Origin of the sequence: Streptomyces sp. NBC_00775 (genome assembly GCF_036347135.1) — a bacterium.
In the GTDB taxonomy this organism is placed as follows: domain Bacteria; phylum Actinomycetota; class Actinomycetes; order Streptomycetales; family Streptomycetaceae; genus Streptomyces; species Streptomyces lutosisoli.
The window spans coordinates 7,338,304-7,351,798 of the sequence record NZ_CP108938.1; the positions used below are offsets into that span (position 1 = coordinate 7,338,304).

At 71.5% G+C, this 13,495-nt stretch carries 10 protein-coding genes; 8 read left to right on the forward strand and 2 right to left on the reverse strand.

What is annotated here, in order from left to right; translation table 11 throughout:
* The first annotated feature begins 138 nt into the window (after nucleotides 1-138).
* Genes OIC96_RS32670 through OIC96_RS32680 form a run of 3 tightly spaced genes read left to right on the forward strand, consistent with a single transcriptional unit; the run spans nucleotide 139 to nucleotide 3,767 of the window.
* On the forward strand, nucleotides 139-1,677 hold the full coding sequence (locus OIC96_RS32670; RefSeq protein WP_330304412.1) for an amino acid adenylation domain-containing protein: 1,539 nt from the start codon (nucleotides 139-141) through the stop codon (nucleotides 1,675-1,677).
* Complete coding sequence (locus OIC96_RS32675) at nucleotides 1,674-2,975, forward strand: hypothetical protein (RefSeq protein WP_330304411.1); 1,302 nt, start codon at nucleotides 1,674-1,676, stop codon at nucleotides 2,973-2,975. The genes OIC96_RS32670 and OIC96_RS32675 overlap by 4 nt, the downstream gene beginning before the upstream one ends.
* 24 nt (nucleotides 2,976-2,999) lie before the next feature.
* A complete protein-coding gene (locus OIC96_RS32680) occupies nucleotides 3,000-3,767 on the forward strand; it encodes an enoyl-CoA hydratase-related protein (protein WP_330304410.1) in 768 nt (255 codons plus the stop codon).
* Between the two features lie 47 nt (nucleotides 3,768-3,814).
* On the opposite strand, the gene OIC96_RS32685 is transcribed toward OIC96_RS32680, so the two are convergent.
* Nucleotides 3,815-5,338 carry a membrane-associated oxidoreductase gene (locus tag OIC96_RS32685; RefSeq protein ID WP_330304409.1) on the reverse strand — a complete coding sequence of 508 codons (1,524 nt, stop codon included), beginning with the start codon at nucleotides 5,336-5,338 and terminating at the stop codon, nucleotides 3,815-3,817.
* On the reverse strand, nucleotides 5,335-6,048 hold the full coding sequence (locus OIC96_RS32690) for a SanA/YdcF family protein (RefSeq protein ID WP_330304408.1): 714 nt from the start codon (nucleotides 6,046-6,048) through the stop codon (nucleotides 5,335-5,337). The genes OIC96_RS32685 and OIC96_RS32690 overlap by 4 nt, the downstream gene beginning before the upstream one ends.
* 211 nt (nucleotides 6,049-6,259) lie before the next feature.
* Here OIC96_RS32690 and OIC96_RS32695 point away from each other — a divergent pair, with 211 nt between their 5' ends.
* The 5 genes from OIC96_RS32695 to OIC96_RS32715 all read left to right on the forward strand — a co-directional run bounded on the left by OIC96_RS32695 (nucleotide 6,260) and on the right by OIC96_RS32715 (nucleotide 13,460).
* Nucleotides 6,260-7,177: a sirohydrochlorin chelatase gene (locus OIC96_RS32695; protein ID WP_406501606.1), complete on the forward strand. Its 918-nt coding sequence runs from the start codon at nucleotides 6,260-6,262 to the stop codon at nucleotides 7,175-7,177.
* A gap of 103 nt (nucleotides 7,178-7,280) precedes the next feature.
* Nucleotides 7,281-8,618: a deoxyguanosinetriphosphate triphosphohydrolase gene (locus OIC96_RS32700; protein WP_330304406.1), complete on the forward strand. Its 1,338-nt coding sequence runs from the start codon at nucleotides 7,281-7,283 to the stop codon at nucleotides 8,616-8,618.
* 93 nt (nucleotides 8,619-8,711) lie between these two features.
* Entirely contained in the window at nucleotides 8,712-9,977 is a 1,266-nt protein-coding gene (locus OIC96_RS32705) for an NAD(P)/FAD-dependent oxidoreductase (RefSeq protein ID WP_330304405.1), read from the forward strand.
* 46 nt (nucleotides 9,978-10,023) lie between these two features.
* Nucleotides 10,024-11,925 (forward strand): DNA primase, encoded by a 1,902-nt coding sequence (dnaG, locus tag OIC96_RS32710; protein WP_330304404.1) that lies wholly within the window; start codon nucleotides 10,024-10,026, stop codon nucleotides 11,923-11,925.
* Between the two features lie 182 nt (nucleotides 11,926-12,107).
* A complete protein-coding gene (locus tag OIC96_RS32715; protein ID WP_330304403.1) occupies nucleotides 12,108-13,460 on the forward strand; it encodes an RNA polymerase sigma factor in 1,353 nt (450 codons plus the stop codon).
* Nucleotides 13,461-13,495 lie beyond the last annotated feature (35 nt).

Below are 13,495 nucleotides of genomic sequence, written 5' to 3' on the forward strand. Positions count from 1 at the left end.
GCCTTGTTGAGAGTTTGAGCCCCGGGACTACAGTCGGGCCCCGCAAGACCCCGCACGGCGTTCGACATACCGGGCGTGCCGCCGCTGACCCCGGAGCAGGCATCCGTCATTCGAAACAGCCAGGAGGTCTCCCGAACCATGCCTCTGCGCCATCTCACCCCCCACGACCAGTCCCTTTTCTGGCGATTCGGCCGAGGACCGGCCGTCCCCGTCCCGGACCCGCTCATCCACCGCGCCGTCGAACGACACGCAGCGGCCACCCCCCACGCCGTCGCCGCCGAACACCAGGGCGCCACGATCACGTACGGCGAGCTGAACCGCTACGCGGACGCGCTTGCCGCCCGCCTCGTCCGCGAGGGCGTACGGCCCGGCGACCACGTCGGCCTCTTCGTACGCCGGTCGATCCCGATGCTCGTCGGACTCCTCGGCACACTGAAGGCGGGCGCTGCCTATGTCCCGCAGGACATCGGGCTGACCCCGGCGGCCCAGCTGAGACATGTCGTGCGCGGCGCCGCGACGCGCGTAGTGCTCACCCTGGCGGAGCACGCGCACCGGGTTCCCTTACCGCCGGGCGGCCTGCTGATCGCGCTCGACGAGCCGGCGCCGTACGAGCCGGAGCCGGGCCGCCCGTTCTCCGTGGCGGCCGTCCGCCCGGACGACGGCTGCTACGTCCTGTTCACCTCCGGCACCACCGGCCGGCCCAACGGCGTCAAGGTCACCCACCGCAACGTCGCGAACATCCTGCTCACCGAGCCGGGCGCGCTCGGCGTCCGCCCCGGCGAACGCGTGGCCCAACTCCTCAACATCGCCTTCGACATGGCGGCCTGGGAGATCCTCGGCTGCCTCACGCACGGCGGCACGCTGGTCATCCGCGGCAAGGACATCGCGGCGACGGCCCGTACGGCGGACGTCCTCATCGCCACGCCGACCGTCCTGTCCGGCATCGACCCGGCGCACTGCCCGCACGTACGGGCGGTCGCCGTCGCGGGAGAGCCCTGCCCGCGTCCGCTCGCCGACCTCTGGGCGCGGCGCACCGCCTTCCACAACTCCTGCGGCCCGACCGAGACGACGATCGTGAACACGATGCGCCGCCACGATCCGGCGGATCCGCTGCTCACCATCGGCCGCCCCACCCCCAACAACACGGTGTACGTCCTCGACGGGCGCCGCCGGCCGTTGCCCATCGGCGAGGTGGGCGAGATGTGGGCGGGCGGCGACTGCGTCTCGGCGGGCTATCTGGGCAACCCGGACCTGACCGCCGAGCGATACGCGCCGGACCCCTTCCTCGGCGGGGGCCGGCTGATGTTCCGCACCCGCGACCTCGGCCGCTGGACCCCCGACGGCGAACTCGAACACCTCGGCCGCACCGACGACCAGGTCAAGGTCCGCGGCTTCCGCGTCGAACTCGACGCCGTCTCCTCGGTGCTGGAGTCGGTGGCGGGCTGCGCCCGCGCGGTGACCCTGAAACGCGACGCCCGCACGCTCGTCTCGTTCGTCTGCCCGGCGGACGTCGACCCGGAGACCGCCCGCCGAGCGGTGGCGAACGCCCTCCCGTACTACTGCGTGCCCTCCGACGTCGTGCCCCTCGCCACCCTCCCCGAGACCGACCGCGGCAAGATCGACAAGTCGGCGCTGCTGCGGCTGGCGGAGGAACGGTTCGAGGTGGTCGCGCGATGACGTCGTCCCCGCCGAGGACACAGCCTTCCGCGGCTGTCCGGCTCCCGGGCGGCGACCAGACCGCCGCACTGCCCCCGCTGACGTCCGCCCCCCGCCGCCTCCTCAAACACCCCCGCCTGATGCACTACAACCGCCTGGCCGCACTGGTCGTCGCGGCGAACCTCGCCTATCTGTACGCGAGTTGGCCCCACTCGCCCCGGACGATCGGCCATGCGGCCCTCGCGAACCTCGCGCTCGCCGTGGTCGTCCGCCAGCAGTACGTCATCAACCTGTTCTTCCGGCTGGCCACTTGGGCGCCGACATCGTGGCCGCTGAAGGTGCGCTGGACGCTGGGGAAGGTGTACCACTTCGGCGGTCTGCACGTCGGGGGAGTGCTGGCGGGTTCGGCGTGGTTCGTGGCCGGGACGGTGCTGGCGACGATGAACCGCACGAACAACACCGCACCCGTGGTGACCAGTTGGGCTCTCCTGACCCTGCTGGCCGTGATCATCGCCACCGCGCTGCCACCCTTCCGCTCCCGCTTCCACGACCACTTCGAGAAGATCCACCGGTTCGGCGGCTGGACGGCGCTGGCCCTGTTCTGGGCCCATGCCCTGCTGTCCGCCCCGGACCCGGTGTCCTTCTCGGTCCTGGCCGTCGTCACCTTCAGCGTGGCGCTGCCGTGGCTGCGGCTGCGCAAGGTGGACGTACGGATCGAACGCCCCTCCCCGCATGTGGTGCTGGCCCGCTTCGACCACGGGGTGACCCCGTTCGCGGGATCGTCGACGGCGATCAGCCGCAGCCCGCTCAAGGAATGGCACTCCTTCGCGAACGTACCGGCGCCCGGCCGCCCCGGCTTCCGGCTCACCATCTCCCGTGCGGGGGACTGGACGGGTTCGTTCATCGACGACATGCCGTCGCGGGTATGGGTGAAGGGCATCACGACCGCCGGCGTCGCGAACATCGAGACCCTGTTCAAGAGGGTGGTCTACGTCGCCACCGGCAGCGGCATCGGCCCCTGCCTGCCGCACCTGCTGGCCGCCGAGGTCCCCGCACGCCTCGTCTGGGCGACCCGCGAGCCCCGTACGACATACGGCGACGCCCTCGTCGACGAGATCCTCGCCGTCCAGCCGCACGCCCTCGTCTGGGACACCTCCCGGCACGGCAAGCCCGACATGGTGCGCCTCGCGTACGCCGCGTACCGCGACTTCGACGCCGAGGCCGTCATCTGCATCTCCAACAAGAAGCTCACCTGGCAGGTGGTGCAGGGCCTGGAACAGCGCGGGATTCCGGCGTACGGCGCGATCTGGGACTCGTAACCCGCTGACTGGAAAGGAGAGTTGATGAACAACCTCAAGATCGAACAGGACGGCGGGGTGGTGACCGTACGCCTCCACCGCCCGCACGTCCTCAACGCACTGAACACCGAACTGCTCACCGAACTCCTGCAAGGGCTGCGCTCGTTGGACAAGGACCCCCAGGTCGGCTGCTTCGTGATCACGGGATCCGAGCGGGCCTTCGCGGCGGGCGCCGACATCAAGGAGATGGCGGGGAGGACCGCGTCCGAGATGGCGGCGGAGGACTACTTCTCCGGGTGGGAGGAGTTCGCCGCCTTCCGCACCCCGAAGATCGCCGCCGTCAACGGCCTCGCGCTGGGCGGCGGTTGCGAGCTGGCGATGATGTGCGACCTGATCATCGCGGGCGAGTCGGCCGCCTTCGGCCAGCCGGAGATCAGGCTCGGCGTGATCCCCGGCATCGGCGGCACCCAGCGGCTGACGCGACTGGTGGGCCGGGCCAAGGCGATGGACCTGATCCTCACGGGCCGCACGATGGACGCGCACGAGGCGGAACGCGCGGGCCTGGTGTCCCGCGTGGTCCCCGACGGCCGTGTCCTCCCCGAGGCACTGGAGACGGCCACGGCCATCGCCGCGTACGGCCGCCCGGCGGTCACCGCAGCCCGTGAGTGCGTGGACCGGGCCCTGGAGACGGGGCTCGGCGACGGCGTCCTCTTCGAACGCCGCGTGTTCCACGGGCTGTTCGCCACGGAGGACCAGAAGGAGGGGATGAGCGCGTTCCTGGAGAAGCGGGCGCCCGTCTTCAGGGGACGCTGAGAACCGGTGGCCGGGGATGCGGGCGGCCTCCCGTCCCCGGCCACCGGCTACTGGCGGCTCAGGGAGCGGCTCGCGCCCGCCGCGATCGTCGTCGCCAGGATCCACCCGGTGACGATCAGCAGATAGGAGAGCCACTGGTACCCGCCGCGCGGCGCGAACGCCCCCTCCTGCCCGAAGTCGATGATGGGCAGCAGCAGATCGAGGGTGTAGACGACGGGGTTGAAGTCGGGCGCCTCGGCGGGCTTCAGGGCGTGCGGGTGGTGCAGCGCGAAGGCGACGGCGCCGGTGCACAGCAGCAACAGCAGCCAGCCGGCGGCGCGCATCGGGCGGAAGCCGTAGCCGACGGTCGCGTCCTGCAGGTGGCCCCATAACCTGGCGTAACGCGGCAGCGTCCGGCGATGGCGGCGGAGTTTGGCCAGCTGGACCTTGCGCGCGGCGCCGTCGTCGCCCGCGGTGCGGTACGCGGCGGTCAACTGCTCGTAGGCGTACGGAAGATAGCCCCGCTCGTCGCGTTCGAGCAGCGGCAGTCGCCGCTCGGCGGGCAGATGCGGGGCGAGGGTGCGGTAGCTGAGGCCGTCGATGCTGACGCGCCCGGGCCACACCTCCGGAGCGATGTGCAGGAGGTCCAGCTGGGAGCGGCGCAGATTCACCGTGCCCTTGATCGGGGCGGCATCGCGCAGCCACAGCTCGCCGATGACACAGCTGCTGGCGCGCAGGGCCTGGCCCTCGGGGTGGGACAGCCGGGCGTAGGCGAGATTGAGCTGGTGGGGAATCCTGGACCCGCTCAGGTTGACCCGGCCGTGGGCCCGCAGCCGCATGGCCCGCAGGTCGGTGCCGATCGACAGGGTCTCGGCGTGCAGGACGGTCGCGCCGGGCGGCGCGTACAGCTCGGCGTCGTCGAGGTTGACCTGCCCGCCGACCGTGGCCCCGTTCAGCCGGACCTGGCCGTGGGCGACGAGCCCGACGGCCCACACGTCGGTGCCGATCTCCGCGTGGTTGAGCTGGAGAACCGGTTCCTCGGACGCTTCGGGACCAGGGCCGCCCGGCGCGTCCGGATTGCTCGGCGTGCCCGGCGCGTCCGGGGGCCCGAGCCGCGCCCCGTTGAGGAACACGGCGCCGGAGGTCTTCGCCCCCTGGAGCCGCAGCGGGCCGGTGACACGGCAGCAGCTGAGCCGCAGCACCCCGTCGACGCGCAGGTTTCCCGCGCTGATCCCGGGCAGCACCGAGTCGCTCAGTACCAGGACGGGCAGTCGCGCCCCGTACAGATTCGGGGCCTGCTCGAAATGGCAGGACCGCATCCGCACCGGGTGGTCGACCGTCCCGTACATGAGGTTGAGCTGCCCGCTCACGCGTGCGCCCGTCAGCTTCAGTCCCGCGATGTCACCCTCGCTGGTCGGCCCGCCGACCAGCAGCGCCCGCAGCACCTCGGCGCGTACGGTCCGCTCCGGACCCCAGGACCCGCCGGCCGCGGGGTCGTCGTCGACGCTCTCGCGGAAGTCGACTCCCTCACCGCGCGGGAAGGCCTGCCAGACGCGGCGTTCCGCGGGGGTCAGATCGGCGGGCGCCGTCACCTTCCGGCCGCCGACGCCAGGGCCCGGGTGACCCCCGGCTCCTTCGGTCCCAGGAACTGCGGATCCGGCTTGAACACCGCGTCCAGGGCGGCCTTTCCGGCGGCGAAGACCTCCCGGGTGCCGCCGTAGTACCAGGTGGCGTCGTGCTTCGCGTCGACTGCGATGCCGTACGAGTCGACCCCCGCCGCCTGGCACAGGGCGACCGCGCGGCGGATGTGGAAGCCCTGGCTGATCAGTACGGCCCGGTCGACGCCGAAGATCTTCTTCGCGCGCACACAGGAGTCCCAGGTGTCGAACCCGGCGTAGTCGCTGACGATCCGCTTGTCCGGCACCCCACGCTTCGTCAGATACGCGCGCATCGCGTCCGGTTCGTCGTAGTCCTTGCGGCTGTTGTCGCCGGTGACCAGGACGACCTCGATCCGCCCGGCCCGGTACAGCTTCGCGGCCGCGTCGAGGCGGTGCGCGAGGTACGGGGAGGGCTCGCCGTCCCACAGCCCGGCCCCGAAGACCACCGCGACCTCGGTGCGCGGCGCGTCCGCGGTGGTCCGCAGCCGGTCGCCCGTCACCACGTACATCCAGGTCGCCGGAAGCAGCGCCAGCACGCACAGCAGCATGAACGCCTGCACGGCCCGCCGCTGCCCGGTACGGGTGCGTGGCAGTCGTGGCAGGCGTGGGTTGCGCGGCTTGGGCAGCTCAACGAGATGGCGCATCGGACGGTCCCCTCCCCAGGTGGCCTCGACCAAGGAGGACGCCTCGAACGGTGATCCGGTTCGCCCCCATCGAGTGACCAGCTTCACTCATCGAACTGTCATCGCAGGTCACGAAGGCTCACACACCCCGTGCATCCCCTCGTGAACCCCTGGAAAACACCCGTCATGCCCGCGCAACGGCCCGGCAACCTGCTGCCGCCAGTATCGGTCCATGACGGCGTCGAATCCTCCCCCCGACGAGTCCCAGCCCCGCCCCGGCGGCCAGCCGCTCCGTGGCGCCCACCCAGACGGTCACCTCGACAGTACGGCGCAACTCATGAACCGGATCACCAGCCAGCTCGGCAGCCAGCTCAGCCTCGTCTCGCTCAACGGCACGCGCCGCCCCGAGCCGCCCGCGCTCGTCCTCGTGGCGCACGGCAGCCGCGACCCGCGCACGCTGAGCACCGTAGGCACCCTGATCGAGCGGGTCCGTGAGCTGCGCCCCCACCTGTCCGTGCGCCTGGGCCACATCGAGCTGAACGAACCGCTGCTGCCCGACACGCTCGCCTCCCTCGACGGCAAGACGGACGCCGTCCTCGTACCGCTGCTGCTCAGCCGCGGCTACCACGTCAAGCGCGACATCCCCGAGATGGCGGCCGCCGCACCCCGCGTACGCACCCGCGTCGCCGCCCCGCTCGGCCCGCACCCGCTGCTCGTGGAGACGCTGTACGCGCGGCTCGTCGAGGCCGGATGGCGGACCAGGATGAGCGACTCCGCCCGCCGCGCCAGCGGAGTCGTGCTCGCCGCCGCCGGTTCCCGCGACCCCGACGCGGCCGTCGACACCCGCCGCACCGCCCAGCTGCTCGCCGAACGCCTCGGCGTCCCCGTCGTCCCGGCGTACGCCTCCGCCGCCGCGCCCACCGTCCCCTCCGCCATGCGCGCCCTCGCCGCCCGCGGGCGCCACCGCATCGCCGTCGCCTCGTACTTCACCGCCCCCGGCCGCTTCGCCACCGAGTGCGCCGAGGCCGCCCCGTGGATCGCCGCCGATCCGCTCGGCGACCACCCGGCGATGGCCCGCCTGGTCCTGCACCGCTACGACCAGGCACTCGCGACTCCGGCCACCACAGAACCGGAGCTGGCCGCGGTCTGAACCGCCGGGCAACGGGAGCGCCCCGAGCGGGCGAACAGAACCCGGCAGACGCACAGGTGCCCCGCAACCCCCGATTGTCACTGGCGCCGCTTACTGTCGAAGCATGGACGGCACCGCACCCCCCTCCGACGATTACGACCCGACGTCAGTCGACCGCTGGGCCGCAGAGCCCGACAAACGCCCAGGCCGCACCGCCTTCCAACGCGACCGCGCCCGCATCCTGCACTCCTCCGCCCTGCGCCGCCTCGCGGGCAAGACCCAGGTCGTCACCCCCGGCACCAGGAGCCAGGTCTGGGACGCCAGCCCCCGTACGCGACTGACCCACTCCCTGGAGTGCGCCCAGGTCGGCCGCGAACTCGGCGCCGCCCTCGGCTGCGACCCCGACCTGGTCGAGGCGGCCTGCCTCTCGCACGACCTGGGGCATCCGCCCTTCGGGCACAACGGCGAGCAGGCGCTGAACGAGTTCGCGGAGGACTGCGGGGGCTTCGAGGGCAACGCCCAGTCGCTGCGGCTGCTCACCAGGATCGAGCCCAAGCGCTTCGTCCGCTCCGAGACCGTGACCGCGGACGCTGCCACGGCGGGCGGCGACCTCGTCAGCGTCGGCCTCAACCTCACCCGCGCCGCACTCGACGCCGCGACCAAGTACCCCTGGCCGAGAGGCGCCCATCCCACCGACCCGAAGTCGCCGAAATTCGGGGTCTACGAAGACGACCGGCCGGTCTTCGACTGGGTCCGCAAGGGCGCCCCGGGCACCCGCACCTGCTTCGAGGCCCAGGTCATGGACTGGTCGGACGACGTGGCGTACTCGGTGCACGACGTCGAGGACGGCCTGCACGCGGGCCACATCGACCCCAACTGCCTGCACGCGGAGCCCGAGCGGCAGGAGATCTTCGCGGTGGCCATCGGGCGGTACGTGCCCGCGGACACCGACCCCGCCGAGCTGTCCGAGGCCCTGGACCGGCTCCTGGACCAGGAGTGGTGGCCGCACGGGTACGACGGATCGGCTGTCGCGCAGGCCCGGTTGAAGGACGCCACCAGCCAGCTCATCGGCCGCTTCTGCCTGGCCGCGGAGGGCGCCACGCGCGCGACGTACGGCAGCGGGCGGCTCACGCGGTACAACGCCGAACTCGTCGTGCCGAAAAGCGCGCGCCATGAGTGCGCCGTTCTCAAGGCCGTCGCCGACCGCTATGTCATGCAGCGCGCCGAGCAGGAGCGGCTCCGCGCGGACCAGCGGATCGTCGTCGCCGAGCTGGCCGAGGCGCTCACGGTCCGCGCGCCCGACGGAATGGATCCGCAGTTCCGGGCGCTGTTCGACGCCGCGATCGACGACCGGGCCCGCAAGCGTGTCATCGTCGACCAGATCGCTTCGCTCACGGATGCCTCGGCGCGTTCCCTGCACCTCAGGCTCACCACGCGTTCCCATGGGGGCGGAAGAGTGTGACCCTGCGTGGCCTGATCGGGCCACACCCTCTTCCCGCATCACGCTCCGTGCGGGACGCTCGCATGTGGCGACATCCTTACGAGGAGGCATCAAGTGGTCGACGCGGATCAGACATTCGTCATCGTCGGAGGAGGTCTGGCCGGCGCGAAGGCGGCCGAGACACTCCGAGCGGAGGGCTTCACCGGCCGCGTGATACTGATCTGCGACGAACGCGACCACCCGTACGAACGCCCGCCCCTGTCCAAGGGGTATCTCCTCGGCAAGGAGGAGCGCGACAGCGTCTTCGTCCACGAACCCGCGTGGTACGCGCAGAACGACGTCGAGCTGCACCTCGGCCAGACCGTCGACGCCATCGACCGCACCGCGAAGACCGTCCGCTTCGGCGACGACGGCACCCTCGTCCACTACGACAAGCTGCTGATCGCGACGGGTGCGGAGCCGCGCCGCCTCGACATCCCGGGTACGGATCTCGCGGGCGTCCACCATCTGCGCCGCCTCGCCCACGCCGAGCGGCTGAAGGGCGTCCTCGCCGCCCTCGGCCGTGACAACGGACACCTCGTGATCGCGGGCGCGGGCTGGATCGGCCTGGAGGTCGCGGCCGCCGCACGTGAGTACGGCGCCGAGGTCACCGTCATCGAGCACGGGCCGACGCCGCTGCACGCGGTCCTCGGCCCCGAGCTCGGCCAGCTCTTCGCCGAGCTGCACCGCGAGCACGGCGTCCGCTTCCACTTCGGCCGCCGGCTCACCGAGATCGTCGGCCAGGACGGCATGGTGCTCGCCGCACGTACGGACGACGGCGAGGAGCACCCCGCCCACGACGTTCTCGCGGCCATCGGCGCCGCCCCGCGCACCGGGCTCGCCGAGGCCGCGGGCCTCACCCTCGCCGAGCGCGCGCACGGCGGCGGCATCGCGGTCGACGAGCGGCTGCGCACCTCCGACCCCGACATCTACGCGGCCGGCGACGTCGCCGCCTTCCACCACACACTCTTCGGCACCCGGCTGCGCGTGGAGCACTGGGCCAACGCGCTCAACGGTGGACCGGCGGCCGCCCGCTCGATGCTGGGCCGCGAGCTGACGTACGACCGCGTGCCCTATTTCTTCTCCGACCAGTACGACATCGGGCTGGAGTACTCGGGCTGGGCGCCCGCGGGGACGTACGACCAGGTGGTGGCCCGTGGAGACGTCGGCAAGCGGGAGTTCATCGCCTTCTGGCTCAAGGAGGGGCGGGTGCTGGCCGGGATGAACGTGAATGTGTGGGACGTCACGGAGCCGATCCAGCAGCTGATCCGATCCCGGGCCCAGGTGGACACGGAGGCGCTCGCGGACCCGCATGTCCCGCTGGACAGCCTGATCCCGTGACGGACGGCGGCGCTCGACTGTCACACCGTCCCCGTAGAATTCACGCGTGGCCGGAAGGATCAACGACGAGGACGTGAAGGCGGTTCGGGACGCGGTCCCGATCGACGCCGTGGTGTCCGAGTACCTCCAGCTGCGCAACGCGGGCGGCGGCAACCTCAAGGGCCTCTGCCCGTTCCACGACGAGAAGTCACCGTCCTTCCAGGTCAGCCCGAGCAAGGGACTCTTCCACTGCTTCGGCTGCCAGGAGGGCGGCGACACCATCACGTTCGTGATGAAGGTCGACCACCTCACCTTCTCCGAGTCGGTCGAGCGCCTCGCCGCCCAGGCAGGCATCACGCTGCGCTACGAGGAGGGCGGGTACAACCCCTCCCACCAGCGAGGCGAGCGCATCCGCCTGGTCGAGGCGCACAAGGCGGCCGCGCAGTTCTACACCGAGCAGCTCGACACCAGCCCCGAGGCCGACACGGGCCGTAAGTTCCTGGCGGAGCGCGGCTTCGACCAGTCGGCAGCCGCCCACTTCGGCGTCGGCTACAGCCCCCAGGGCTGGGACCACCTCACCCGCTACCTCCGTGGCAAGGGCTTCACCGACAAGGAGCTGGTCCTCTCCGGCCTCTCCCAGGAGGGCCGCCGCGGCCCCATCGACCGCTTCCGCGGCCGCCTGATGTGGCCCATCCGCGACATCGGCGGCGAGGTCGTCGGCTTCGGGGCGAGAAAGCTGTACGAGTCGGACAACGGGCCCAAGTACCTGAACACGCCCGACACGGCGATCTACAAGAAGTCCCAGGTCCTGTACGGCATCGACCTCGCCAAGAAGGACATCGCCAAGGCCAGCCGCGCGGTCGTGGTCGAGGGCTACACCGACGTCATGGCCTGCCACCTCGCCGGAATCACCACCGCGATCGCGACCTGCGGTACGGCGTTCGGCGGCGACCACATCAAGATCCTCCGCCGGCTGCTGATGGACAACGGCTCGGCCCGCGTGATCTTCACCTTCGACGGCGACGCGGCCGGCCAGAAGGCCGCCCTGCGCGCCTTCGAGGACGACCAGAAGTTCGCCGCCGAGACGTATATCGCCATCGCCCCCGACGGCATGGACCCCTGCGAGCTGCGCCTCGCCAAGGGCGACGAGGCGGTCGCCGACCTGGTCGAACCCCGCACCCCGCTCTTCGAGTTCGCGCTGCGCCAGATCGTGCTGCGCTACGACCTGGAGACCCCGGCCGGGCGCGCCGCCGCGCTCGACGAGTCCGCGCCCATCGTCGCCCGCATCAAGAACAGCGGCGCGCAGCACGAGGTCGCCGTGCAGCTCGCGGGCATGCTCGGCATCCTCGACACCCAGTTCGTGGTCAAGCGGGTCGCCCAGCTGGCCCGTTGGGCCCGCGACCGCGGCGGCAAGGGCCCGGCACCGGCCGGGCAGCGCCCCCAGCAGACGTACTCCGGCGTCCAGGCACCCACCGGCGGCCCGGCGCTCACCCTGCGCAACCCCGTGTTCGCCACCGAGCGTGAGCTGCTCAAACTCGCCCTCCAGCGGCCGGAACTGGTCTCCCCCGCGTTCGACGCGTACGGGATGGACGAGTTCACCGCCCCGCCGTACACGGCCGTACGCCAGGCGATCATGGACGCGGGCGGCGCGGAGTACGGCGTCCAGGACCCCCAGGAGTATCTGGTGCGGGTCCGTGAGGCCGCCCCCGACGACGTGGTCCGCGCGATGGTCACGGAGCTGGCCGTCGAGGCGATCCTGCGCAAGACCGTCGACGAGAACTACGCGGGCGACCAGCTCGTCATGGTCCGCCGCCGCGCCGTCGACCGCCGTATCCGGGACGTCCAGGGCTCCCTGGCCCGGCAGAGCGCCCACGGCGACCCGGCACAGCTGGCGGCCGTGCAGAACGAGCTGTGGGTGCTCCAGCAGTACGAGCAGGCGCTGCGGGAGCGGGGCGCGGAAGCGCTCTGAGGGAGCGAGCCGTGGGTAGTGCCCCAGGCGCACATGCCAATCCCGTACGCCCTTCAACCTGCTTTGCGCCGTGTGAACTGCGCACTTGTACGGCACGGTAACCGCGCGGTCACGGACCGGACGCAAAAAGTCACCGCACGCCCCTCGTGGCGGCGATGTGTCGTACTCCACACTGGGTTCCGGTGCCTGAGTCCTCGGAGCGCGGCCGACCCGCACGCGACGGGTTCCCGATCCCCGCGGTTCCGCTAAACGACTACGGGATGGACAGCGGCGAGGCCGTCGACCCCATCCCCGACGTACCGCTGCCGCACGCCTCAGCAGCGACATTCCTGGAGGTCGCCCCCGTGCAGACCCAGACCCTCGCCCAGACCGACAACACCACGGATACGGACGCGGATACCGACGTCGTCACGGCGGTACCCCCGCAGAGCCGTGCCGCGCACCACCCCGAGACGGAGCCGGAGGGCTCGCCCGAGCTGGGCGAACCGTCCACCGGCGCCGTCGAGGTCGCCGAGGCCGAAGTCGAAGTCGCCGTAGTCGCCGAAGCCGAAGTCGAAGTGGAGACCGAGGACGAGGCCCCCGAGCCCGTCGAACTGCCCCGAGGCCGCACCAACGACACCGGTGGCCCCTCCTCGGACCTGTTCCGCCAGTACCTGCGGGAGATCGGCCGCATCCCCCTGCTCACCGCGGCCGAGGAGGTCGAGCTCGCCCGCCGTGTCGAGGCCGGTCTCTTCGCCGAGGAGAAGCTCCGCCTCGCCACCGACCTGGACAGCCAGCTCGCCCTCGACCTGGACAAGCTGGTCGTCATGGGCCGCATGGCCAAGCGCCGGCTCATCGAGGCGAACCTGCGGCTCGTCGTCTCCGTCGCGAAGCGCTATGTGGGCCGCGGCCTGACCATGCTCGACCTGGTCCAGGAGGGAAACCTCGGCCTGATCAGGGCCGTGGAGAAGTTCGACTACGCCCGCGGCTACAAGTTCTCGACGTACGCCACCTGGTGGATCCGCCAGGCCATGTCCCGCGCCCTCGCCGACCAGGCCCGGACCATCCGAGTCCCCGTCCACGTGGTCGAGTTGATCAACCGGGTGGTGCGGGTGCAGCGGCGGATGCTTCAGGAGCGCGGCTACGAGCCGACGCCGGAGGAGGTTGCCGCGCACCTCGACCTCCCCAGTGAGCGCGTCAGCGAGGTCCTGCGGCTGGCCCAGGAGCCGGTGTCCCTTCATGCCCCGGTGGGCGAGGAGGACGACGTGGCGCTGGGCGATCTGATCGAGGACGGCGACGCGACGTCGCCCGTCGAATCCGCGGCGTTCCTGCTGCTGCGTGAGCACCTGGAGGCGGTCCTCTCCACGCTCGGTGAGCGCGAGCGCAAGGTGGTCCAGCTCCGCTACGGCCTTGCGGACGGCCGCCCCCGCACCCTGGAGGAGATAGGCCGCATCTTCGGCGTCACCCGCGAACGCATCCGCCAGATCGAGTCCAAGACCCTGAACAAACTCAGGGACCACGCCTTCGCCGACCAACTCCGGGGCTACCTGGACTGACCCGGCGTTTCCTCGCCCCCGCCGCCCCTACCCGT